General features: G+C 69.3%; 27 protein-coding genes. 8 read left to right on the forward strand and 19 right to left on the reverse strand.

Annotated elements, in window-relative coordinates:
- Positions 1-61: 61 nt before the first annotated feature.
- The 5 genes from BR39_RS0122820 to yajC form a co-directional block, all read right to left on the reverse strand.
- On the reverse strand, positions 62-676 hold the full coding sequence (locus BR39_RS0122820; protein ID WP_029916518.1) for a urate hydroxylase PuuD: 615 nt from the start codon (positions 674-676) through the stop codon (positions 62-64).
- Between the two features lie 81 nt (positions 677-757).
- The gene (locus tag BR39_RS0122825) at positions 758-1,111 is read right to left on the reverse strand and encodes an Mth938-like domain-containing protein (protein WP_035019000.1); all 354 of its coding nucleotides are present in this window, start codon (positions 1,109-1,111) and stop codon (positions 758-760) included.
- A gap of 2 nt (positions 1,112-1,113) precedes the next feature.
- Entirely contained in the window at positions 1,114-2,061 is a 948-nt protein-coding gene (gene secF / locus BR39_RS0122830) for a protein translocase subunit SecF (RefSeq protein ID WP_029916522.1), read from the reverse strand.
- 9 nt (positions 2,062-2,070) lie between these two features.
- Entirely contained in the window at positions 2,071-3,672 is a 1,602-nt protein-coding gene (gene secD / locus BR39_RS0122835) for a protein translocase subunit SecD (RefSeq protein WP_029916524.1), read from the reverse strand.
- Positions 3,673-3,727: 55 nt separating this feature from the next.
- Positions 3,728-4,036 carry a preprotein translocase subunit YajC gene (gene yajC / locus BR39_RS0122840; protein WP_029916526.1) on the reverse strand — a complete coding sequence of 103 codons (309 nt, stop codon included), beginning with the start codon at positions 4,034-4,036 and terminating at the stop codon, positions 3,728-3,730.
- A gap of 120 nt (positions 4,037-4,156) precedes the next feature.
- Between yajC and BR39_RS0122845 the strand changes: the two genes are divergently transcribed.
- Entirely contained in the window at positions 4,157-4,996 is an 840-nt protein-coding gene (locus BR39_RS0122845) for an ATP-binding protein (RefSeq protein ID WP_029916528.1), read from the forward strand.
- A 97-nt stretch (positions 4,997-5,093) separates the two neighbouring features.
- Positions 5,094-5,255 (forward strand): hypothetical protein, encoded by a 162-nt coding sequence (locus BR39_RS0122850; protein WP_231499542.1) that lies wholly within the window; start codon positions 5,094-5,096, stop codon positions 5,253-5,255.
- A gap of 134 nt (positions 5,256-5,389) precedes the next feature.
- Here BR39_RS0122850 and BR39_RS0122855 read toward each other — a convergent pair whose 3' ends face one another.
- From BR39_RS0122855 to serS, 4 genes are all read right to left on the reverse strand, one after another.
- Positions 5,390-7,267 (reverse strand): LysM peptidoglycan-binding domain-containing protein, encoded by a 1,878-nt coding sequence (locus BR39_RS0122855; protein WP_029916531.1) that lies wholly within the window; start codon positions 7,265-7,267, stop codon positions 5,390-5,392.
- A gap of 101 nt (positions 7,268-7,368) precedes the next feature.
- A complete protein-coding gene (locus BR39_RS0122860; protein WP_029916533.1) occupies positions 7,369-8,025 on the reverse strand; it encodes a protein-L-isoaspartate(D-aspartate) O-methyltransferase in 657 nt (218 codons plus the stop codon).
- Positions 8,025-8,819 carry a 5'/3'-nucleotidase SurE gene (gene surE, locus BR39_RS0122865; protein WP_029916534.1) on the reverse strand — a complete coding sequence of 265 codons (795 nt, stop codon included), beginning with the start codon at positions 8,817-8,819 and terminating at the stop codon, positions 8,025-8,027. The genes BR39_RS0122860 and surE overlap by 1 nt, the downstream gene beginning before the upstream one ends.
- Positions 8,816-10,111 (reverse strand): serine--tRNA ligase, encoded by a 1,296-nt coding sequence (serS, locus tag BR39_RS0122870; RefSeq protein ID WP_029916536.1) that lies wholly within the window; start codon positions 10,109-10,111, stop codon positions 8,816-8,818. Before serS ends, surE begins: the two co-directional genes overlap by 4 nt.
- 343 nt (positions 10,112-10,454) lie before the next feature.
- Between serS and BR39_RS0122875 the strand changes: the two genes are divergently transcribed.
- Complete coding sequence (locus BR39_RS0122875; RefSeq protein ID WP_029916538.1) at positions 10,455-10,925, forward strand: hypothetical protein; 471 nt, start codon at positions 10,455-10,457, stop codon at positions 10,923-10,925.
- A gap of 145 nt (positions 10,926-11,070) precedes the next feature.
- Here BR39_RS0122875 and tatC read toward each other — a convergent pair whose 3' ends face one another.
- The 8 genes from tatC to BR39_RS0122915 all read right to left on the reverse strand — a co-directional run bounded on the left by tatC (position 11,071) and on the right by BR39_RS0122915 (position 17,638).
- Positions 11,071-11,973, reverse strand: coding sequence for a twin-arginine translocase subunit TatC (gene tatC / locus BR39_RS0122880; protein ID WP_029916540.1), 903 nt, complete (start codon positions 11,971-11,973; stop codon positions 11,071-11,073).
- The gene (tatB, locus tag BR39_RS0122885; RefSeq protein WP_029916541.1) at positions 11,970-12,551 is read right to left on the reverse strand and encodes a Sec-independent protein translocase protein TatB; all 582 of its coding nucleotides are present in this window, start codon (positions 12,549-12,551) and stop codon (positions 11,970-11,972) included. Before tatB ends, tatC begins: the two co-directional genes overlap by 4 nt.
- Before the next feature lie 95 nt (positions 12,552-12,646).
- Complete coding sequence (locus BR39_RS0122890) at positions 12,647-12,871, reverse strand: twin-arginine translocase TatA/TatE family subunit (RefSeq protein WP_029916543.1); 225 nt, start codon at positions 12,869-12,871, stop codon at positions 12,647-12,649.
- 143 nt (positions 12,872-13,014) lie between these two features.
- Positions 13,015-13,677, reverse strand: a complete 663-nt coding sequence (gene scpB / locus BR39_RS0122895) for an SMC-Scp complex subunit ScpB (RefSeq protein ID WP_029916545.1) — start codon at positions 13,675-13,677, stop codon at positions 13,015-13,017.
- Positions 13,674-14,498: a ScpA family protein gene (locus BR39_RS0122900; RefSeq protein WP_029916547.1), complete on the reverse strand. Its 825-nt coding sequence runs from the start codon at positions 14,496-14,498 to the stop codon at positions 13,674-13,676. Before BR39_RS0122900 ends, scpB begins: the two co-directional genes overlap by 4 nt.
- Positions 14,495-15,520, reverse strand: coding sequence for a beta-N-acetylhexosaminidase (nagZ, locus tag BR39_RS0122905; protein ID WP_029916549.1), 1,026 nt, complete (start codon positions 15,518-15,520; stop codon positions 14,495-14,497). Before nagZ ends, BR39_RS0122900 begins: the two co-directional genes overlap by 4 nt.
- A 13-nt stretch (positions 15,521-15,533) precedes the next feature.
- Positions 15,534-16,343 (reverse strand): SPOR domain-containing protein, encoded by an 810-nt coding sequence (locus BR39_RS0122910; protein ID WP_029916551.1) that lies wholly within the window; start codon positions 16,341-16,343, stop codon positions 15,534-15,536.
- A 113-nt stretch (positions 16,344-16,456) separates the two neighbouring features.
- A complete protein-coding gene (locus BR39_RS0122915; protein WP_029916554.1) occupies positions 16,457-17,638 on the reverse strand; it encodes a deoxyguanosinetriphosphate triphosphohydrolase in 1,182 nt (393 codons plus the stop codon).
- A gap of 78 nt (positions 17,639-17,716) precedes the next feature.
- On the opposite strand from BR39_RS0122915, the gene erpA reads away from it, so the two are divergent.
- Both erpA and BR39_RS0122925 read left to right on the forward strand, forming a co-directional pair.
- Complete coding sequence (erpA, locus tag BR39_RS0122920) at positions 17,717-18,049, forward strand: iron-sulfur cluster insertion protein ErpA (RefSeq protein WP_029916556.1); 333 nt, start codon at positions 17,717-17,719, stop codon at positions 18,047-18,049.
- 145 nt (positions 18,050-18,194) lie between these two features.
- On the forward strand, positions 18,195-18,560 hold the full coding sequence (locus BR39_RS0122925) for a hypothetical protein (protein ID WP_029916557.1): 366 nt from the start codon (positions 18,195-18,197) through the stop codon (positions 18,558-18,560).
- A gap of 4 nt (positions 18,561-18,564) precedes the next feature.
- Here the strand turns inward: BR39_RS0122925 and BR39_RS0122930 are convergent, their stop codons facing one another.
- On the reverse strand, positions 18,565-18,903 hold the full coding sequence (locus BR39_RS0122930; RefSeq protein ID WP_156035874.1) for a hypothetical protein: 339 nt from the start codon (positions 18,901-18,903) through the stop codon (positions 18,565-18,567).
- Positions 18,904-18,938: 35 nt separating this feature from the next.
- Here BR39_RS0122930 and xth point away from each other — a divergent pair, with 35 nt between their 5' ends.
- From xth to BR39_RS0122945, 3 genes are all read left to right on the forward strand, one after another.
- Positions 18,939-19,727 carry an exodeoxyribonuclease III gene (xth, locus tag BR39_RS0122935; protein ID WP_029916563.1) on the forward strand — a complete coding sequence of 263 codons (789 nt, stop codon included), beginning with the start codon at positions 18,939-18,941 and terminating at the stop codon, positions 19,725-19,727.
- Between the two features lie 44 nt (positions 19,728-19,771).
- Positions 19,772-20,623: a hypothetical protein gene (locus tag BR39_RS0122940; protein ID WP_029916565.1), complete on the forward strand. Its 852-nt coding sequence runs from the start codon at positions 19,772-19,774 to the stop codon at positions 20,621-20,623.
- A 75-nt stretch (positions 20,624-20,698) separates the two neighbouring features.
- Entirely contained in the window at positions 20,699-21,025 is a 327-nt protein-coding gene (locus BR39_RS0122945) for a hypothetical protein (RefSeq protein ID WP_029916567.1), read from the forward strand.
- A 46-nt stretch (positions 21,026-21,071) separates the two neighbouring features.
- Here BR39_RS0122945 and ilvD read toward each other — a convergent pair whose 3' ends face one another.
- Complete coding sequence (gene ilvD / locus BR39_RS0122950; protein WP_029916570.1) at positions 21,072-22,802, reverse strand: dihydroxy-acid dehydratase; 1,731 nt, start codon at positions 22,800-22,802, stop codon at positions 21,072-21,074.
- Positions 22,803-22,855: the final 53 nt, after the last annotated feature.

The raw sequence follows: 22,855 nt of genomic DNA on the forward strand, positions 1-22,855 counted from the left end.
AAAAGGCCCGCCGAACCGGCGGGCCTTTCCTTGGATGTCGTCATCCCGGCGAAGGCCGGGATCAGCCGAACAGCGTCTGGTACATCGTCATGCAGGCCAGCATCGGGATGCTGAGCAGCGTGTTGATGCGCGAGAACAGCATGGCCATCTTGGCGGCCTTGGCCTTGGTGTCCGCATCGGCCTCGACGATGCCGAGGGCGCGCTTCTGGTTCGGCCAGATCACGCCCCAGACGTTGATGAACATGATCGTCGCCAGCCACATGCCCAGGCCGATGAACGTGAAGCCCATGTCGGTCCCGCGCTCGTAGCCGTTCCACAGGCCCAGGGTCGCGGCCTCGGCGAAGTAGCCGCGCGCCACGGCCAGGATCACGCCCATCACCCAGGTCGCCAGAGCGGCCCAGCGGAACCAGAACAGCGCCTCGGGCGCGATGTACTTGGAGACGGCCGGCTTCAGCTCGGCCGGGATCTGCGGCATGACGCGGATCTGGACGAAGTTGAAATAATACAGCAGCCCGATCCACAGGATGCCGAAGAACACGTGCAGCAGGCGGAAGATCGCCTGGAAATAGGCCCCGTCGAAGCCCTGCGGGCTGTGGCCGAAGCCGAACACCACGACCAGCGCCAGGATGACGCTGACGATGATGGTGTTGCGGAAGTTGGAAAGAAGACTGGTCATGTCGTGGCCCCCTAATGCCCCTGCTTGCGCTCAGGTATAGGGCGCCGCGCAGAGTCGGCAAATAGACGGGCGGTTGGCCGTCTAGACCGCGATCAGGGCCGCCGCCATCCGCCGGCCTTCGCTGGCCAGGACGTTGTAGGTGCGGGCCGCGGCCTCGGTGCTCATGAACTCCAGGCCCACGCCCGCCGCCTTCAGGGCGTCGCGCACGAGGCGCGGCGGCAGGGCGTTGACCAGGCCCACGCCCAGCAGCACGAACTCCACCGCCCCGCCCGCCGCGAAGACCTCGGCGAAGTCCTCGGGCGTCAGGGCGGCCAGGCTGGCGGCCGACCAGGTCCGCGGCTGATCGTCGAGGATCAGCAGCGAACCGGGCCGCCATTCGCCGGAGACGCGGAAACCGCCGCCGCCCCAGGCGTCGATCGATGGCGGCTGGCGCAGCATCAGGGCCGGGTGCCGGCGCCGAGCTTGATCGGCGTGGCTTCCTCGTCGCCCCGCTTGACGCCCCAGACCAGGATCAGCGGCAGGGCGATGTAGATCGACGAATAGGTGCCGATGATGATGCCGAAGGTCATGGTGAAGACCAGCGGGAACAGCACCGGGCCGCCGAACACCATGGTGCCGCCCAGGGCCAGCAGCGCCGTCGAGCCGGTGATGATCGTCCGCGACAGACGCTCGTTCTCCGACAGGTCGATGATGTCGCGCAGCGGCGTGGTCTTGTACTTGCGCAGGTTCTCCTTGAGACGGTCGAAGGTGATGACCTTCTCGTTCATGGAGTAGCCGATCACGGTCAGCAGGGCGGCGATCGAGGTCATCGAGAACTCGATCTGCATCACCGACAGCAGGCCCAGCGTCAGGATGATGTCGTGGAACACCGCGATGACGGCGCCGACGCCGAACTGCCACTGGAAGCGGAACCAGATGTAGCCCAGCATCAGCAGCAGGGCGATGCCCAGGGCCTTGAAGCCCGAGCCCAGCAGCTCGCCCGACACCTTGGCGCCGATGACCGACGGGGCCGGCATGGTCATGGTCGGGAAGTGCGCGACCAGCTTCTGCTTGATCTCGGCGGCCTCGGCGTTGGCGTCCTGGCCGGCTTCCGGGAGGAAGCGGATCATGGCGGAGTTGGGCGAGCCGAAGCCCTGGACCTGGGCGTCGTGAACGCCGATGCGGCCGAGTTCGGTGCGCAGTTCGGCCAGGGGGATCGGCGTGGGCATGCGCGCTTCCATGGCGATGCCGCCCTTGAAGTCGATGCCCAGGTTCAGACCCTGGGTGAAGAACGAGACGCACGAGCCCAGGATCAGCAGGGCCGACAGGCCGGCGGCGATCGGGGCCCACTTCACGAAGCGGAAGTGGGTCTCGCGGGGGATCAGGCGGATGAGGGGCCAAGCCATGATGGGAACCTAAGCGATCGGCAGCTTCTTCGGCTTGGCGGCCTTGAACCACCAGCCGATGAGCACTTGAGTGATGATGATGGCGGTGAACACCGAGGTGAACACGCCGATCGACAGGGTCCAGGCGAAGCCCTTGATGGGGCCGGAGCCGAACCCGAACATGATCGCCGCGGAGATCAGGCTGGTGATGTTGGCGTCCATGATCGAGACCATGGCCCGTCGGAAGCCGGTGTCGGCCGCCGACATCGGCGACCTCCCGGCCGCCGCCTCGTCCCGCATCCGTTCGTAGATCAGCACGTTGGCGTCGACCGCGACCGCCAGGGTCAGGATCAGGCCGGCGATGCCGGGGAACGTCAGGGTGGCCTGGGTCATCGACATGATGCCGATGATCAGCAGCACGTTCACGACCAGGGCCAGGGCGGCGAAGATGCCGAACAGGCCGTAGGCCAGGATGATGAACACGAACATCGCCGCCGCGCCGATGGCCAGCGAGATGGCGCCGGCCTTGACGGCGTCGGCGCCCAGCTCGGCCCCGACGGTGCGCTGCTCTTCCAGGTTCAGCTTGGCGGGCAGAGCGCCCGAGCGCAGCAGCAGGGCCAGCTCGGCGGCGCTTTCAGGCGTGAAGTTGCCGGTGATGATGCCCGAACCGCCCGGCAGGGGCTGGTTGATGCGCGGGTCGGAGATGTACTTGCCGTCCAGCACGATCGCGAAGCGCTTGCCGACGTTGCGGGTGGTGGCGTCGCCGAACTTGCGGGCGCCCGAGCCGCCGAAGCGGAAGGCGACCACGGCCTGGCCGCTCTGGTTGTCGAACTCCTGGTTCGCCGTCACCAGGTCCTCGCCGGTCACCAGGGCGCGCTTGGCGACCGGGATCGGCGGGGCGCCGGGCTGGGTGCCCGGGATGACCACGACGCCGGGCGGGATGCGGCCGGCGATCATGTCTTCCTGCGAGACCGTCTCGTCGACCATCTGGAAGGTCAGCTTGGCGGTCTGGCCGATCACGGCCTGCAGGCGCGCCGGGTCGCTTTCGCCGGCCGCCTGGATGACGATCCGGTTGCTGCCCTGACGGGTGATCGTGGGCTCCTTGGTGCCCAGGGCGTCGATCCGGCGGCGGATCGTCTCGATGGACTGGTCCACGGCCTTGGCGGCGTCGGCCTTGGCGGCCTCGGGCACGAAGCTCAGCTCCAGCCGGCCGTCGCCCTTGTTGCTGACGCTGGTGTCGCGACCGCCGATGGCGCCGGCCAGAGGCCCGCCGATCGAGCGGCGCAGCAGGCTGACCGCCTGGTCCATCTTGGCCGGATCGGTGATGCGGACCCGCACGATCCCTCCGGACTCACCCAGCTCGCCGAACTCGATCTGGTCGTTGCGCAGCGTGGTGCGGACGTCCTCGACCATGTTGGTCAGGCGTTCCTTGCGCAGCGCGTCGGTGTCGACCTCGTACAGCAGGTACGACCCGCCTTGCAGGTCGAGACCCAGGTTCAGCTTCTGGTGGGGAACCCAGCCGGGAAGCGCGTCGAGCGTCTTCTGCGGCAGCAGGTTCGGCAGGGTGAAGACGATGCCGAAGATCACCGACAGGATGACGGCGGTGACTTTCCAGCGGGAGAGGGTCAGCATGGATTACAGGCTCTGGACGACGCCTTTCGGCGCCTCGTTACGGCGCGAAAGGTGATCAGCTCTTGGGATCGTTGGCCGGGGCCGGTTCGCCCTTGGCGCGGATCTCGGCGATCATGCTCTTGACCACCTTCACGGTCACGCCCTGGGCGATCTCGACGCCGACCTCGGTCTCCTCGACCCGGACGACCTTGCCCAGCATGCCGTTCGACAGCACGACGTTGTCGCCGCGCTTGACGGCGGCGATGGCGGCGGCGTGCTGCTTGGCGCGCTGCTGCTGCGGACGGATCAGCATGAAGTAGAAGAGCACGACCATCAGGATGATGGGCGCGATCTGGATCAGTTGGGCTTGCAGTCCACCGGACATGTCGTCTCCAAGAATTCTAGCCAGCGTCCCGCCGCACATGGGGGTCCCGCCAAGTCGGCGGAAGCTATGCGTTCACCTCCGCTTTTGCAATGACAGCGAGGTGGGGTTAGGAGGCAACACATGACCGAAGCCGCCCTCCCCCTGCTCGCCCGCATCGCCGACGCCTTGGAGCGCCTGGCCCCGGCCCCTCCGGCCGCCCCCGCCTTCGACGGCGGCCGGCTGTTCCGGCATGATCCGAAGAGCGGTAGCTTCGTACCGGCTCCGGACTATCCGATGGCCCTGGACCTGCTGGTGGGCGTGGATCGGCAGAAGGACCGCTTCGTCGAGAATCTGCGCCGCTTCGCCGTCGGCCTGCCCTGCAACCACGTGCTGTTGTGGGGCGTGCGCGGCACGGGCAAGAGCTCGCTGACCAAGTCGGCCTTCATGGTGCTGGCCGCCGAGCACCCGGCCCTGAAGCTGGTCGAGGTCGACCGCGACGAGGTCACCGCCCTGCCCGACCTGTTCGACGCCCTGCGCACGCGCGCCGAGCGCTTCGTGGTGCTGTGCGACGACCTGTCGTTCGAGGACGGCGCCGCGGCCGCCAAGGCGCTGAAGTCGGCCCTGGAGGGCGGCGTGGCCGGCCCGCCCGAGAACGTGCTGTTCGTGGCCACCTCGAACCGCCGCCACCTGATGCCGCGCGACCACGTCGAGACCCAGGGCGCCATCGCCGCCGCCGAGAACGCCGAGGAGGAGATGAGCGTCTCCGATCGCTTCGGCCTGTGGATCGGCTTCCCGCCCATGGACCAGCCGACCTACCTGGCGGCGATCCACGTCTATGCCGAGCGCTTCGGCCTGGAGGTCGAGAACCTGGACCGCAGGGCCCTGCAGTGGTCGCAGCTGCGCGGCGCGCGCTCGGGCCGCGTGGCCTATCAGTTCATCCGTGACCTGGCCGGGGAGCTGGGCGTACACTTGCCGGCGTAAAACCGCTCTGGAGGCCCCTATGGGCAAGCCTTGGTTTCGCGTGAAGCGCTACGGATTCGGCGCTGGACTGCCTTGCAGCTGGGAAGGATGGGCGCTGGTGACCGGCTTCCTGGCCGTCGTCATCGCCAGCGCCATCGCCTTCAGCGAGCGCGACCTGAACCTGCATCTCGGCATCGTCCTCGCCTCGACGGCGATCGTGCTCGTCGTCAGCTGGCGCAAGAGCGACGGGCCGTGGAAGTGGCGCTGGGGTAACGAGTAGGCTCCCGTCCCTCCCCCTCGTGGGGAGGGTGGCCCTGGCGGAGCCAGGGTCGGGTGGGGGTTTCTGAGTCAGCAGGCCCCACCCGTCCGCTTCGCGTCCACCCTCCCCATAAAGGGGAGGGAAAACACGTCTGACTATTTCGGCAGCACCAGGCCCGGATCGACCGGACGCGCCTTGTCCTTCGGGGTCGGCGCGTAGCGGACCTCGAAGTGCAGCTGCGGCTCGGTGACGCCGCCGGTCTGGCCGACCGCGCCCAGGGTCGCGCCCTGGGCCACCTGCTGGCGCATCTTGACCTCGGTGGTCGACAGATGGGCGTAGGCCGTCACCCAGCCGTCGGCGTGCTTGACCAGCACCAGATTGCCGAAGCCAGGCACCTGGTTTCCGGCGTAGACCACCTCGCCCGCCGCGGCGGCGCGGACCGGCGTGCCCTGGGGCGCGCGGATGTTGACGCCGTCGTTGCGCTGGCCGGTGCCCTTGGGGCCGAAGTCCGAGATCGTCTCGCCCTGGATCGGCCACACGAAGCGGCCGCGGCCGGCGGCGGTGATCTCCGCCTCGGTCGGCGGCGGGCTGGAGCCGATGATCTGGCCCGACGACGGCGGCGGCGTCACCGGCTGGGCCGAGACCGGACCGCTGGGCGTGCGCGGATAGTTCGTGGCCGGCGGCGTGTAGGGACGCGGCGCGGTCGGCAGCGGGGCCGGCGTGGTGTCGGCCGGCGGATTGTAGCTCGGCGCCGGCGTGGTCGGACGCGGGGCGGCCGGGGTCGTCGTCACCGTGGTCTTCAGCGGGCCCTTGTCCTTGTAGCCGGACGGCAGGCGGATCTTCTGGCCCTTCTTCAGCGTGGCCGAGACCTTGAGGTTGTTCTCTTCCGCCAGGGCGGCCGGCTTGACGTTGAAGCGCTTGGCGATGTTGGTCAGGGTGTCGCCGCTGTTGGCGACATAGGCCTTGGCCGTGGTCTCCGGGCCCTTCAGCTTCTGGCCCGGGTGGATCGTGTACGGGGCCTTGAGCTTGTTGTCCTTGACCAGGTCCTCGCGGGTGGTGTCCAGGCCGCGGGCGATGGCGTCGATCGCGTCGCCCGACTTGACGGTATAGATGCGGCGCGGACCGGCCACCTCGACCACCGAACCGGTGACGCTGACCGTGGTGGTGGTGACCGGACGGGCGGGCGCCTCGTCCTCGACCTGACGCTCGGGGGCGGCGGGCGGCGGACGCCAGTCGGAATTGGCGCTCGAGGTCGGGGTGCGGGCGGGGGTCCCGCCGATCGGCGCCGAAGACGCGCTGGAAGGCGGCGCGGCCTGCATGACCGTGGTCTTGCTGGGGCCCTTGTCCTTGTAGCCGTCCGGCAGGCGCAGCTTCTGGCCCTTCTTGATCGAAGAGCCGGTGCTCAGGTCGTTCTCCTCGGCCAGGGCGGCCGCCGAGACCGAGAAGCGCTTGGCGATGGCGAACATCGTGTCGCCGGTCTGGACGACATAGGCCTTGGCGTCCTTGGCGTCCGGGCCCTGCAGCACCTGGCCCGGATGGATCCGGTACGGCGACTTCAGGTCGTTGTCCTTGGCCAGCTGGGCGCGGCTGGTGCCCAGATTGCGGGCGATGGCGTCGATGTTGTCGCCGGCCTTGACCTTGTAGGTCTTGGGCGGGCCGGCGATCGTCACGACCGGGCCGGCCACGGTGGTCACCACCACGGGCCGCGGCGCGGGCGCGGGTCGATATTCAGCGGCCGGAGGCGGCGGCGGGGGCGGCGGAGGCGCGGGTTCGGCGGCGGGCGGCGCCAGCGACTGGCTGGACACGCCGACATGGCCGGCCGGGGCCGAGAAGCTGGGCGCGGGCTCGTCGGCCGTCGACGGCGTCGAAGGCCCTTCCGGCTGCTGGTCGGCGACGGGCGCCTTGACGACCGGGAAGTTCGGCGTCGGCGCCTCGCCCCGGATCGGATACTGCGCGCCGCCCGTGCTTTCGCAGGCCGCGAGGGTTCCAGCCGTCAGGGCGATCACCGCCGCGCGCGTCCACAACTGCCTCATAGCCTCTCCTCTGCCTCGCGAGGCTCCAGACGCCGTCACGAGGGTAAACCAACCATTAAACATCTCGCGTCGCTTCCGGAACCCGGCGCCGCCGTCCCGCACTACTCGCGGGCGACGCCATCCAGGATCGGGACGAAACGCACGTCGCACAGGACTTCAACGGTGAAGCCCCCCTTTCCGTCGCCGGCGTAGCGGCGAAGGCTCTGCACCGGCCCCTTCCCCACCGGCGCGACGAGCACGCCCTGGGGCTTGAGCTGCGAAAGCAGAGTTTCCGGCTCATCCTGCGCCGCGGCGGTGACCAGAATGCGGTCAAACGGCGCCTGTTTGGGCCAGCCTTCCCACCCGTCCCCGAATTTGGTGATGACGTTGGTCAGGCCCAGCACCGCGAAGCGGGCCTCGGCCTCCTTCATCAGGGTCCGGTAGCGCTCGATCGTGTAGACCAGCCGCGAGACGCGGCTGAGGACGGCGGTCTGGTAGCCCGAGCCGGTGCCGATCTCCAGCACCCGGCAGCGCGGCTCCAGGGTCAGGGCCTGTGTCATCAGGCCGACGATGAACGGCTGGCTGATGGTCTGGCCGCAGGCGATCGGCAGGGCCGAGTCCTCCCACGACCGCTCCTTGAACAGGTCGGGCGTGAACAGGTCGCGCGGGGTCTTCTCGATGGCGCTCAGCACGGCCGGGTCGGTGACGCCCTGGGCGCGCAGGGCGGCCATCAGCGCCTTCAGGCGGGCCTCGGGCGTATCGCTCTTGGCCTGGGCCATCACGTGACGGGCTCCAGCTTAGGCGGCGCGCCGCCCAGAACGCCCTTCATGGCCGCCACGGTCTGGTTGTGCGTCAGGTCGATATGCAGCGGGGTGACCGAGATGCGCCCCTCGTAGACGGCCTTCAGATCGGTGCCCTCCGCCGGCGTGGACGGCTTGAGCACGAAGCCGGTCCAGTAGTAGTCGCGACCCCGCAGGTCGGTCCGCTTCTCCATGCTCCGCATGTGCGAGTCGCGGAAGCCCTGGCGGGTGACTTCCACCTGGGTGACGCTTTCCGGGGCAAGCGCCGGGAAGTTGACGTTCATGATGACGTCCTTCGGCCAGCCGATCTCCAGCAGCCGCCGGACGATGCCCGGCCCGAAGTGCTCGGCCGTCTCCCAATGGGCCACGACCTCGTCGTGGAAATAGGTCATGGCCTGGGACAGGGCGATCGACGGGATCCCCAGGGCCATGCCCTCGATGGCGCCGGCCACCGTGCCCGACAGGGTGACGTCCTCGGCCAGGTTCTGGCCGCGGTTGACGCCCGACAGCACCAGGTCCGGCGCGGGGCCCTCGATCAGCTGCTGGACGGCCATGGCCACGCAGTCGGTGGGCGTGCCCTCGACGGCGAAGCGGCGCGGGTCGATGCGGCGCACGCGGATCGGGTCAGACAGGGTCAGGGCCCGGCCGGCGCCCGACTGCTCGTACTCCGGGGCCACGATCCAGATGTCGTCCGACAGGGCGCGGGCGATGCGCTCCAGGCTCTCGAGCCCGGGGGCGTGGATACCGTCGTCGTTGGTGAGGAGGATCCTCACGCCGCGCCCCCGATGTGGGTCACCCCGCCCATATAGGGCACGAGCACGGTCGGGATGGTGATGCGGCCCGTCTCGTCCTGGTAGTTCTCCAGGACGGCCACCAGGGTGCGGCCGACGGCCAGGCCCGAGCCGTTCAGGGTGTGCACGTAGTGCGTGCCCTTCTCGCCGGCCTTCTTCCAGCGGGCGTCCATGCGGCGGGCCTGGAAGTCTCCGCAGTTCGAGCACGAACTGATCTCGCGATAGGTGTTCTGCGAGGGCAGCCAGACTTCCAGGTCGTAGGTCTTCTTCGCGCCGAAGCCCATGTCGCCGGTGCACAGCAGCATGGTGCGGAACGGCAGCTCCAGGGCCTTCAGCACCGCCTCGGCGCACTGGACCATGCGCTCGTGCTCGGCCTCGGACTGGTCGGGCGTGGTGATCGAGACCAGCTCGACCTTCTGGAACTGGTGCTGGCGGATCATGCCGCGGGTGTCGCGGCCGCTGGCGCCGGCTTCGGAGCGGAAGCAATGGGTCAGGGCCGTCAGCCGCAGCGGCAGCTCGGCCTCGTCGGTGATCTGCTCGCGCACGAGGTTGGTCAGCGAGACCTCGGCGGTGGGGATCAGCCAGTGGTCGCCGGTGGTGCGGAACAGGTCCTCGGCGAACTTGGGAAGCTGTCCCGTGCCGAACAGCGCCTCGTCCTTGACCAGGACCGGCGGGCTGATCTCGGCATAGCCGTTCTGCACCGTCTGCAGGTCCAGCATGAACTGGCCCAGGGCGCGCTCCAGCCGGGCGATCTGGTTCTTCAGCACCACGAAGCGCGCGCCGCTCATGCGGGCGGCGGCCTCGAAGTCCATGCCGCCCAGGGCCGCGCCCAGGTCGACGTGGTCCTTGGGGTTGTTCAGGCGGCCGGCCGGCAGCTTGGCGGCGTCGCCCCAGCGGCGGACCTCGACATTGCCCGCCTCGTCCTCGCCCTTGGGGACCTCGGGCGCGGGGATGTTGGGCAGGCTGGCCAGCAGGTCCTTCAGATGACCGCCGACCAGGGCTTCTTCCTCGCCGGCGGCCGCCATGACGCCCTTCAGCGCTTCGACCTCGGCCATCAGGCGCGCGGCCTCGGCCTCGTCCTTCTTGGCCTTGGCCTGGCCGATCAGCTTGGAGCTCTCGTTGCGCTTGGCCTGGGCTTCCTGCAGGGCGGTCTGGGCCGCGCGCAGCTGGGCGTCCAGCTTGACCGCCTCGGCGGCCGCGCCCGACCGGCCCTTCGCCGACCAGACGGCGTCGAAGGCTTCGGGATTGTCGCGGATGGCCTTGATGTCGTGCATCGGAACGCTCGAGGGAGAAGTCGTTAAGAACGGACCTCTCTAAGGCGCGTCGGCGGGGGCGCCAACCTTTTCGGGAGCCGCCGCGCCGCCATCGCCCGCCCATCAACCGACCGTGATCGCGCCGCGCTCATTTTGGGGCTCGACGTCTTCGCCACGTGCAGGCATAGATTCTTCAGGCAAGAACATTCCAAAGTCATTTCTAGGCGCGGCGAGATGTCGCGGCCGAAAATGCATGGATAACGGCGATTAATGCCGTTCCTCCATTGCCTATTAATCCCAGGATGAAAAACAGCGCGCCACTTGAAGCACTCGTGTTTGTTTTCGAAAATCCTGGAGCCTCCCCATGAAGAAGATCGCTATTCTGGCCGCTGTCGCCGCCGTGTCGGCCGTCGCCGTTCCCGCCAGCGCCGCCCAACTGATCCGCATCTCGCTGGTCGACAAGTCGACCGCCCAGATCGACGCCGAAATCCGCGCCGCCGCCCAGGCCGTCTGCACCGACCGCAAGGCCGTCGTCTCGGACGAGTGCGTGACCGGCGCGATCGGCGCCGCCAATCGCCAGCTGGCCGCCATCGCCAAGGCCCGCGCCACCAAGACCGTCGCCCCGCGCCAGGACCTGACCGTCGTCCGCGTCTCGCTGAAGGGCAAGTCGGCCGACCAGATCGACGCCGACATCAAGCTGGCCGCCCAGACCGTCTGCAAGGCGACCAACGGCGTCAGCAGCATGGCCGACTACCGCGCCTGCGTCGGCTACGCCGTCCGCTCGGCCAAGGCCCAGCTGCAGGCCGCGACCGTCGCGAGCCGCCAGGACGCGTAAGCGCCTGAGCCCTTCCCTTTCCCCTTGCGGGAGAGGGTGGCCCCGGCGAAAGCCGGGGTCGGGTGAGGGGTTGAAGAACGACAAAGCCGCGCCCAGTCGAAAGACCGGACGCGGCTTTTGCTTTTGGGAGACGCTGAGGCGAAGCCTAGACCGCGACCACGTCCTTGGTCTGCTCGCGCTCGTCCTTGGCCTTGCGGCGCTCGATCAGCCACACGCACCAGATCGAGATCTCGTAGAGCAGGCACATCGGGATGGCCAAGGTCATCTGGCTGATCGGGTCGGGCGGGGTCAGGATGGCCGCGGCGATGAACACGCCGACGATGGCGTAGCGGCGGCCGTCGCGCAGCAGCTTGCTCGACACGATGCCCGCCATGCCCAGCAGCGAGACCACGACCGGCAGCTGGAAGCACAGGCCGAAGGCCAGCAGCAGGGTCGTCACCAGGGTCAGGTAGTCGCTGACCTTGGGCAGCAGCTGGATCGAGATACCGGCGGTGCTGATCTGCTGGCTCAGCGAGAACCACAGCACGAACGGCAGCATCACGTAATAGACCAGGGCCGCGCCCAGCACGAACATCACCGGCGAGGCGATCAGGAACGGCAGGAAGGCGTGGCGCTCGTTCTTGTAGAGACCCGGCGCGACGAAGCGGTACAGCTGCCAGGCCAGCACCGGGAAGGTCAGGACCACGGCCCCGAACCCGGCCAGCTTCAGCTTGGTGAAGAAGAACTCCAGGGCGGCGGTGTAGACCAGGCCCAGGGCCTTGGTGTCGGTCGCCGGGATGTCCTTCAGGCCCAGCAGAGCCAGCAGCAGGTCGAACGGGCCGTGATGGCCGCCGGCGTGCTGGGCGGCCAGCAGCTTCTGGGCCACCGTGAACGGCTCGACCAGGAACAGGAAGATGCGGTCGGCGAAGGCGAAGCAGACGCCGAAGCCGATGAACAGCGCGACCACGCAGATGATCAGCCGCATGCGCAGCTCGATCAGGTGATCCATCAGCGGCGCGCGCGAGGCTTCGATCTCGTCTTCCGGATCGTGTCCGATGGCGTTGGTCACGAGGTGATGTCCGAATTGGTGTCGCCGGCCCCAGGGGCTGTCTTGGCCACGCGCTTGCGGGCGGGCTTGGTCGGAGCCGGCACCGACAGGTCGCCCTTGGCCGCTCGCTTGGCGGGCGACTTGGAGACGATCTCGGTCGCCTTGGGCTTGGCGGGCGCGCGGGGCTTGCGGGCGGGCTTGTCGACGATCTCGACCGCCGGCGCCGGGGTTTCGACCGTGGCGGTCAGCGGCTGGTAGGCGTCGTGCGGCGAGACCTTGACCGCGCCGCTGTTGAGGCCGGCGTCGATGTCGGCGAACACCTGGTCGACATTGGCGTCGGCGGCCTGGGCGGCGGCGTCGCGCATCGGGGCGGTGTACTGGCCCTCGCGCATGGCCTGGACCTCGCGGCGCAGCTCGTCGAGCTCCGACTGGCGGGCCATCTCGTCGAAGCTGGCGCGGAATTCGTTGGCCATGCCGCGGATCTTGCCGACGAACTGGCCGAGCTTGCGCAGCAGCACGGGCAAGTCCTTGGGACCGACCACGATCAGGGCGACCGCGGCGATGACCAGGAGTTCCGTTCCGCCGATATCAGGAAGCATGGACGCGCCTTAGAGCGAGCGGCCAGGCCGGGCTCGCGGAGTGAAACGACGGTCGCGCGCGCCCTCCCCTCGGAGACCGCGCCGCAACGAATCTCCTACGACTTGCGCAGGTCTTCCTTCTCGGCGTCGGTGCGCGGCAGCGCGCCGGTGGCCTTGTTGGCGGCGACTTCGTCGGACGGATCGTCCTTCAGGCCGTCCTTGAAGGCTTTGATGCCCTTGGCCGCGTCGCCCATGATGCCGGACAGCTTGCCGCGCCCGCCAAACAGCAGGGCCACGACCGCGATCACGATCACCCAGTGGATCCAGCTCATGCTACCCATGACGACGATGCTCCTTGCGACAGCGCGCCCATTAGCCGCTGCGGCGTGTCGTTACAATATCTCTGACAATATAGGCGGTCGCGAGGCGGTGGGCAAAGCGTCGCCGGACGATAAGCCGCCGCCCGCGACGATGTGCGCAAACCCTACCGCCCTTCCAGGTCTCCCAGGAAATCCTGAGCGAATTCCGGGGCCTCGTCGCCGTCCTCCAGCGGGTCCTCGTCCTCGCCCGCGCGCAGGCCCATCGGGTCGGGCACGGAGAAGCCCGGCGGCAGGTCCAGGGCCAGCAGGCCGGCGGCCCGCATCTCGGCGATTCCCGGCAGGTCGCCCAGGGTCGCCAGGCCGTAGTGCTCGAGGAAGGCGTCGGTGGTGCCGAAGGTCACAGGGCGGCCCGGCGTGCGGCGACGGCCGCGCATCTTGACCAGGCCCAGCTCCAGCAGGACGTCCAGCGTGCCCCGGCTGGCCTGGACGCCGCGCACCGCCTCGATCTCGGCCCGGGTGACCGGCTGGTGGTAGGCGATGATGGCCAGGGTCTCCTGGGCGGCCTTGGACAGGCGGCGCGGCTCCTCGCGCTCCTCGGTCATCAGGAACGACAGGTCGGTCGCCGTCTGGAACCGCCAGCGGCCGGCCACCTGGACCAGTTCGATGCCCCGTCCGGCGTAGCGCGCCTCCAGGTCGGCCAGGCCCATGGCGATGTCGGCCCCCTCGGGCAGGCGCTTGGCCAGGTCCTCGGCGCTCAGCGGCTCGGCCGCCGCGAACAGCAGGGCCTCGATGCAGCGTTCGGTGAACAGCGGGTCTTGGGTCGTCAAGCGATCGGCTCCAGCGGCTCGGCCCGCGTGCGCAGGTAGATGTCCGAGAAGTGCTCCATCTGCCGCGCCTCCAGGATGCCCTCCTTCACCAGCTCCAGGCTGGCCGACAGGGTCGAGGCCAGGTAGCTGGCGGGACTGGGCCCTTCGGGGTCCTCTTCCCAGCGGTCGACCGGCGCCACGCCCGACAGGGTGGTCCAGTCCTTCATCTCCGGCAGCAGATCGCGCAGGCGGTCGCGGGCGTCCTCCAGCGGATAGGCCTGGGGCGGACGCGGGGCGTAGTGACGGCCGTGCTCGCGCTTGCGCTGGGTGATGTAGGCGGTCATCAGCGCGTAGAGGTCGCCCTCGAAGCGGGTCGAGGAGACGATCTTCACCGCCTCGGGATCGCCGCGCATGAAGACGTCGCGCTGGAGGATCGGACGCTCCTTCAGGGCCTCGACGGCCTTGCGCATCACGTCCAGCTTGGCCAGGCGGAAGGCCAGCTGGGCGGCCATCTCCTCGGCGGGCGGCTCCTCGGCCTTGGGGCGCTCGGGCTTGGGCAGCAGCAGGCGCGACTTGAGGTAGGCCAGCCAGGCGGCCATCACCAGATAGTCGGCGGCCAGCGAGAAGCGCACGCGTCGGGCCTGCTGGACGAAGGCCAGGTACTGCTCGGCCAGGCGGGTGATCGACAGCTGCAGCAGGTCGACCTTCTGGCTGCGCGCCAGGGCCAGCAGCACGTGCAGCGGGCCTTCGTAGCCGTCGATGTCGATGACCAGCGCGGCGCCGTCCTCGGCCGCCTCGTTGGCCGCTTCGAAGTCGAGCGTGGGCTGGAAGCCCGTGCTCACGCAAAGCGTCCGTCGAAAGCCGCATCGAAGCGGGCGCGGGCCTCGGCGACGTCGAAGGGCTCGGGAACCTTGACCAGGCGGCCCATGACGGCCTGGACGCGGCGCCTGGCCTCGCGCGACAGCTTGCCGACGCCCGACATCACGGCCTTCATCTCGGCCATGTCGCCGTTGCAGTGCAGGACCACGTCGCAGCCGGCCGACAGGCTGTCCTTGGCGCGCTGCTTGAAGTCGCCCGACAGCGCCTTCATCGACAGGTCGTCGCTCATCAGCAGTCCGTCGAAGCCGATGGATTCGCGGATGATCTTCTTGATCGCCTTGCGCGACGTCGTGGCCGGGCGGTTGCGGTCGATGGCCGTGTAGACGACGTGCGCGGTCATCGCCATCGGCATATCCGACAGCACGCGGAACGGCGCGAAGTCGCGGGCGTCCAGCTCGGCCAGCTTGGCCTTCACCACCGGCAGCTCCAGGTGGCTGTCGGCCATGGCGCGGCCGTGGCCGGGGATGTGCTTGATGATCGGCAGGACGCCGCCGGCCAGCAGGCCCTCGGCCGCCGCGCGGCCCAGGGTCGCCACCTGCTCGGGCGTATCGCCGTAGGCGCGGTCGCCGATGATCTCGTGCCCCTGCGGATCGGGCACGTCCAGCACCGGCACGCAGTCGACATTGATCCCCAGCGACAGCAGGTCGTGGGCGATCAGGCGGGCGCCCAGGCGGGTGATCTCGCGGGCCACCAACGGGTCGTTGGCCACCAGTTCGCCATAGGCGCGACCGGGCGGGTACTTCTTCCAGTGCGGCTCGCCCAGGCGGGCGACGCGGCCGCCCTCCTGGTCGATCAGGATGGGCGCGTCGGGACGCCCCACCGTCTCGCGCAACGCCGCCGTCAGGGCCCGGACCTGGTTCGGGTCGGCGATGTTGCGCTTGAACAGGATGAAGCCCCACGGCTTCACGTCCCGGAAGAACGCGGCCTCTTCCGCCGTCAGGGTGGTCCCGGCGCAGCCGAGGATGGCGGCGGAGATGCTTGCCATGCGCCCTGCCCTCTTACTTCACGAAGCAGGATTTGCCGGCGGCGGTCAGGGCGTCGCAGAAGGCCTTGGCCTCGGCGCGGCTGGCGAACCCGGTGACGGCGGTGCGGTAGAGCGTCGTGCCGTTCTTGTCGATCGCCTCGACCCGCTTGCCCTTGCCCGCGGCCATGCCCGGCGCGATGCGGGCGGCGTCGGACCAGGCCTTGTCGGCCAGGGCGGTCGAGGACAGGGCGCCGATCTGCACGCTGGCCGGGCCGCCGGCCGAGGCGGCGGGGGCCGGGGCGGCGGCGGCGGGCTTGGTCGCGGCGGGCGCCGTCGCGCGCGGCGAAACGGCGGCGGTGGCCAGGCCCTCGATGCTGGGGGCGGGTCTGGCGGCCGGCTTCGCGGCGGGCGCGGCCGAGACCGGCGCGGCAGGAGCCGGCTTGGCCGGCTGCAGGGCGGCGCTCTGGACCGGCGCGCTGGGCGGCGGCGGGGTGGGACGGGCCATCGGCGCTTCCGGCTGGGCGGCGAAGGTCGGCGAGGCCTCGGGGGTCTCGTTCTTGTAGATCTGCAGGCCGGCGGCCGGGTCGGTCGGCTGGGCGGCGCCGGCCGGCGGGGCGGCCTTCACCTGGGCGACGGGCTCGCCCACGGTGCGCGGCGGCTCGTTGGGGCCGCGCACGCCGCCGCGATAGATCAGCATGACCGCGACCACCAGCGTCGCCAGCACCACGGCGCTGATGATCAGGGTCATGGGCAGGGGCCGCGAGCCGCGAACGGGTTGACGCGCATCGAACGAAAGCGGCGCATCGGTGGGCGGCGTATAGGCGCCGCGGTGGGGATCGGACATTCGCGTCGAGGCTCCAGACTTCCAGGCGCACGGATCGCTCACAGCGAATCGGACGCGCGCCGACCTAGTTTATCGAAGCCCGAGCCTACCCAGAACCGCCCGTGAACGTTGGTCTAGTTCCAGACGTCCAGCTGGAACAATTTCCGATGCTCCTCGATGGCGAAGCGGTCGGTCATGCCGGCGATGTAGTCGCAGACCACGCGGGCGCGGCCGGCCTCGTCGCGGTTCTGCGACCGGGCGAACCATTCCGACGGCAGGACGTCGGGCTCGGCCAAGAAGAGGTTGAACATCTCGGCCAGAATGCGGCGGGCCTGGCTGCGCGTCCTATTGACGCGCCAGTGGCGGTACATCCGGGTGTGCAGGAACTGGCGCAGCCGGGCCAGGTCCTCGGCCATGTCGACCGAGAAGGCGACCAGGGCGTGGTCCAGGGCGCGGACGTCCTCGGCCGACTGCACGCCGGTGGCCGCGGCCCGTTGCAGGGTCTCGCCCATCACGTCGTCGACCATGGCCCCGATCATCCGGCGCACGGCCTCCAGCCGGGTCAGGCGAAGGTCCAGGTCCGGGCGCTCGCTGCGCACGGCGGCCAGGATCGGGCCGATCAGCGGCACGTCCATCAGCTCGTCCAGGGTGAACAGCCCCGCCTCGACCCCGTCGTCGATGTCGTGGTTGTTGTAGGCGATGTCGTCGGCCAGGGCCGCGACCTGGGCCTCGGCCGAAGCCCAGGTGTTCAGGCCCAGCTTGTATTCGCTGTCGTACTTGGAGATCGCCTTCCAGGACGGCTTGCCCAGCTTCTCGGTCACGGGACCGTTGTGCTTGATGATGCCTTCCAGGGTCTCCCAGGTCAGGTTCAGGCCGTTGAAATCGGGATAGCGGCGCTCCAGCTCGGTGACGACGCGGAACGTCTGCACGTTATGGTCGAAGCCGCCGAAGTTCTTCATGCAGGCCTGCAGCTCGTCCTCGCCGGCGTGGCCGAACGGCGGGTGGCCGATGTCGTGGCCCAGGGCGATGGTCTCGGCCAGGTCGCTGTCCAGCCCCAAGGCGGTCGCCAGCGAGCGCGCGACCTGCGCCACTTCCAGCGAATGGGTCAGGCGGGTGCGGAAGTTGTCGCCTTCGTGGGCGACGAACACCTGGGTCTTCTCCTTCAGGCGGCGGAAGGCCGAGGTGTGGATGATGCGGTCGCGGTCGCGGGCGAAAGGCGTGCGGGTGCGGCTCTCGTCCTCCTGGAAGCGCCGCCCCCGGGACTTGGCCGGATCCTCGGCATAGGGAGCGCGCTGAACGAAGAAGGGAGACGACATGGAAGGCCTTTGCTGATCGCCCTCTTTCCCTGGGGCGCGCAGGCCCTCATATAGGCGAAGTATGGATTTTCCACAGCCATGACCGACACAGCCGTAACGCTTTCTTCCAACGCCGCCCGCCGGCTCCACTCGATCTCGGAGGCCGAAGGCCATCCGGTGATGCTCCGCGTCGCCGTCGACGGCGGCGGCTGCTCGGGCTTCCAGTACCGGTTCGACCTGGTCGAGGCGGCCGAGCCCGACGACCTGAGGGTGGAACGCGACGGGGCCGCGGCCCTGGTCGACGTCATCTCCCTGGCCCTGCTGAAGGGCTCGGAGATCGACTTCGTCGACGAGCTGGCGGGGGCGGAGTTCCGGGTGCGCAACCCCAACGCCAAGTCCAGCTGCGGCTGCGGCGTCAGCTTCTCGATCTGAGAGAACACTCAATCCAGGCGGTTGCGTCGCGCGACTTTCGGTCGTATAGGTTTAGAACAAATAGCGAACTGGCGGAGGTCGGAAAGCGATGGCCGCTCCGAAGAGTCCATTGGGTTCGACGCGCTCCGGAAGCAAGGCCAGCCCCATGACGCGCGAAGAGATCAGCGCCAGATTTGAAGCCGTGGAAGCGCGCGGCGAGACGCGGTTCGTCGAACTCGGCGGCAAACTCGACTACCTGACCGACATCCTGATCGGCGATCACGGGATTTTCGCACAGATGAAATCCCTGAAGGCCGACAGTCTCGCGCAAGCCAACGCGTTGAAGGCCGAAATGAATTCGCTGAGGGCCGAGAGCCGGGCCGACAATCGGGCGACGCGCTGGACCATCGCCATCACCCTGATCACATCCATCATGGCGGCGTCCGCTCTGATCCTGAGCGTCCAGGCCAATCTTCTGTCGGCTTTCCAGGCCGGCCAGACCGCCGCCTCTTCGGCGCACGCGCCGCGATAACGCCTTACCCCGGCACCAGCTGCAGCACCGTCAGCGCCGCCGCGCCCCAGGCCACCGGCGCGGCCATGGCGGCCCAGGCGATGGGCTCGCGGCCGCGCCGCCACTGGATCCAGGCCAGCAGCGGGGCCAGCAGGCAGACCACCCAGAACCCCGCGCACAGCACGAAACCCAGCCAGGCTACCGGATTGTACAGCGAGCCCGGGGCGTCGAAGACCAGGGGCGTGAAGATCGCGGCGATCCCGCCCGGCACGGCCATCAGGCCACAGGTCAGCGTCGCCAGGACCAGCAGCCAGCGCCGGTTCCGTCGTGAAATCTGGAACCCCGACTTGAGCGCGTTCCCCATGCGCCCTAGCCTCCCGCCGCCGACTGGAGCCGTCAATGCGCATCGCCACCTGGAACGTCAATTCCGTCAACGCCCGCCTGGAAAACGTCCTGGCCTGGTTCGAATCGGCCGCGCCCGACGTGGCCGTGCTCCAGGAGATCAAATGCCTGGACGAGAAGTTCCCGACCGAGGCCTTCGAGCGCCTGGGCTACAACGTCGCCGTCCACGGCCAGAAGACCTACAACGGCGTGGCCATGCTCTCGAAGCACCCGATGGAGGACGTGCGCAAGGGCCTGCCCTTCCTGCATGACGACGAGGTCGACGAGCAGTCGCGCTACATCGAAGCGGTGATCGGCGCCCCCACGCCCTTCCGGATGGTCGGCATCTACCTGCCCAACGGCAATCCGATCGGCACCGAGAAGTTCGCCTACAAGCTGGCCTGGATGAAGCGGCTGCACGCCCACGCCCAGGGGCTGCTCAAGCTGGAGGAGCCGCTGGTCATCGCCGGCGACTACAACGTCATCCCCGAGGCCGAGGACGTGGCCAATCCCGAGGCCTGGCTGGGCGACGCCCTGTTCCGGCCCGAGAGCCGGGGCGCCTTCCGGGCCTTGAAGAACCTGGGCTTCACCGACGCCTACATGCAGGCCGACGGCGCGCCGGGCGGCTACACCTTCTGGGACTACCAGGCCGGCGCCTGGCCCCGGAACCTGGGCATCCGCATCGACCACCTGCTGCTGTCGCCCCAGGCGGCCGACAAGCTGGCCGGCGTCGTCATCCACCGCGACGAGCGCGACAAGGAAAAGCCGTCGGATCACGTTCCCGTGGTCGCCGAGCTGGCCCTCTGAAACATCAACTGTTCGGAAACCCGGACTCTCGCTAGCCTGATCCCATGAGCGAACTCTGGCGTCTTTTGCTGCTGGTGACCCTGTCGGCGTCCGCGGTGACCTTCGTGGGCAGCGCCGCCATCTGGTTCATGGACGAGGAGCGCCGGATCCGCCGCGCCCTGCGCCACGTGCTCAAGGGCTCGCCCGAGACCGTGATCGTCGCCAAGGGCCGCGGCCGGGGCGCGGGCTTCAACTTCACCACCAACCAGGCCGCCGTGGCCTGGGACAGCGGCGCCTGGTGCCTGATCTACCGCATCGACGAGCTGATGGGGGCCGAGCTGTCGGTGGACGGCCAGGTGATCGGCCGCGTCTTCCGGGGCGAGCCGCGCCGGGCCATCGACCAGATCGTCCAGCAAGCCGCCCAGGTGACCCTGAAGCTGATCTTCGACGATCCGCGCCATCCCGACTTCGAACTGGACCTGTGGCTGGAGGGCGACCAGCAGCGCCGCGAGAGCCGCTCGCCGGCCGACGCCATCCAGGAGGCCAACCGCTGGCTGCTGCGCGCCGACGCCATCGTCCGCCGCCCCCTGGCCCCGAAGGCCAAGGCCGCCCAGGCTCCGGAGACGTCCGAGCCGGCCATCAAGACCCGCCCGCCGGCCGTCGAGCCGGAACCCGCGCCCAAGCCCTATACGCCGGCTCTCGAGGCGGTCGCCGCCGCCACGCCGGCGCGTTCGGCCGCCACGGCCCCGCTGTTCGACGAGATCGACACCACCGCCGACCCCACGGAAGCTCCGTGGGACGATGATCTGGACGACGATCCGCCGCCGATCCCGGAAAAGGCCTACAAGCCGGTCTCCAAGGCCGCGCGCCCGCCCAGGGGCGACCAGGACGAGCTGCCGTTCGACCTGGACGACTGATCCCGTTTGACTCCTCGCGCGTTTGACCGCCCAAATGCCTTGTCAGCTTGCCAGTTGACCTTTGGGGAGTCCTTGATGCGTCTGGTTCTCGCTTCCGCCCTCGCCCTTTGCTGCGCCGCGCCGGCCCTGGCCGAGACGCGGCCGCTGGCCCTCACGCCCGCCGACACCGATCGCGACGGCGTGGTCAGCACCCAGGAGGCCGCCGCCTGGCTGGACCGGGATCGCGGGGTGATCGTGCCGGTCCGGCTGAGCGCCTCGGCCCGCGCCGCCGCGGCGGTGGAGCAGCGCCGGACGATGTTCGACCAGGGCCTGCTGCGCCCCAACGACTTCCGCGCCCCGCCCCCCGAGGACCGCCCGCCGGAAGACCTGTTCTACAAGGACTTCAAGAAGATCAAGAAATAGGGGCCGAAAGGAAAAGGGGCCGGGCGATCCGCCCGGCCCCTCTCTTTCAGATGTCCGCGTAGACGTGGGTCTCTTTCGCCGCGCCCGGATGGGTGGTGGCCCCCAGATAGGCCGGCCCCACCAGCTGGGCGAACTTCCAGATCGCGCCGCTGTTGTAGTCGTGGCCGCGCGGCTTCCAGGCGGCCTTGCGGCGCGCCAGTTCCTCGGCCTCGACCTCCAGATCGATCGTCCCCTTGGTGGCGTCGATGCTGATGATGTCGCCGTCCTGGACCAGGGCGATCGGACCGCCCACGGCGGCTTCCGGTCCCACGTGGCCGATGCACAGGCCGCGCGTGGCGCCCGAGAAGCGGCCGTCGGTGATCAGGGCGATGTTCTCCACGCCCTGGCCGTAGATGGCGGCCGTGGTCGACAGCATCTCGCGCATGCCCGGCCCGCCCTTGGGACCTTCGTAGCGGATGACCAGGACGTCGCCTTCCTTGTAGTCGCGGTTCGACACCGCCTCGAAGCAGGCCGCCTCGCCGTCGAACACCCGGGCCGGGCCGCGGTGCACCTGGTGCTTGAGGCCGGCCACCTTGACGATGCCGCCCTCGGGAGCCAGCGAGCCCCACAGGCCCACCACGCCGCCGGTCGGCGACAGCGGGTTGCTGGCCGGACGGATCACGTCCTGGTCGTCGCGCCAGACCACGTCGGCCAGGTTCTCGGCCAGGGTCTTGCCGGTCACCGTCATGACGTCGCCGTGCAGCAGGCCGGCGTCCAGCAGGGTGCGCAGCAGCATCGGCACGCCGCCGGCCTCGCCCATGTCCTTGGCCACGTAGCGGCCGCCGGGCTTGAGGTCGGCGACATAGGGCGTGCGGGCGGCGATCTCGGCCACGTCCTTCAGGGTGAACTCGATGCCGCACTCGTGGGCCATGGCCGGAAGGTGCAGGGCGCCGTTGGTCGAACCGCCGGTGGCGGCGACGACGACGGCGGCGTTCTCGAACGCCTTGCGGGTGCAGATGTCGCGCGGGCGGATGTTCTGCTCGATCAGCCGCATCACCGCCTCGCCCGAGGCCACGGCGTACTGGTCGCGGTCCAGATACGGGGCCGGCAGGGCCGAGGACAGCGGCAGGGCCAGGCCGATGGCTTCCGACACGCAGGCCATGGTGTTGGCGGTGAACTGGCCGCCGCAGGCGCCGTCCGACGGACAGGCGTGCTTCTCCAGCTCGCACAGGGTCTTCTCGTCCATGGTGCCGGCCGCGTGGGCGCCGACGCCCTCGAACACGTCCATCACGGTGATGTCCTTGCCCTGGAAGCGGCCGGGCAGGATCGAGCCGCCGTACAGGAACACGCTGGGCACGTTGAGGCGCAGCATGGCCATCATCATGCCCGGCAGGCTTTTGTCGCAGCCGGCCACGCCGACCAGGGCGTCATAGCCGTGGCCGCGCATGGTCAGCTCGACGGAGTCGGCGATCACGTCGCGGCTGACCAGGGACGAGCGCATGCCCTCGTGGCCCATGGCGATGCCGTCGGTGACGGTGATGGTGCAGAACTCGCGCGGGGTGCCGCCGGCCGCCTTGACGCCCTTGGCCACGGCGTTGGCCTGGCGCATCAGGGCGGTGTTGCACGGCGCGGCCTCGTTCCAGCACGAGGCCACCCCTACGAACGGCTGGGCGATCTCGCGCGTGCCAAGACCCATGGCGTAGTAATACGAGCGGTGCGGCGCGCGGGCCGGCCCTTCGGTTACATGCCGGCTCGGGAGTTGCGACTTGTCCCAGGTGCCGTCGGGTTTCTTGGTCATGATGGTACGCCTTCCAAAGAGTGCGCCGTGGTTAGCTCAGCTGACGGCGCGAC

Origin of the sequence: Caulobacter sp. UNC358MFTsu5.1 (assembly GCF_000712075.1) — a bacterium.
Classification (GTDB): domain Bacteria; phylum Pseudomonadota; class Alphaproteobacteria; order Caulobacterales; family Caulobacteraceae; genus Caulobacter.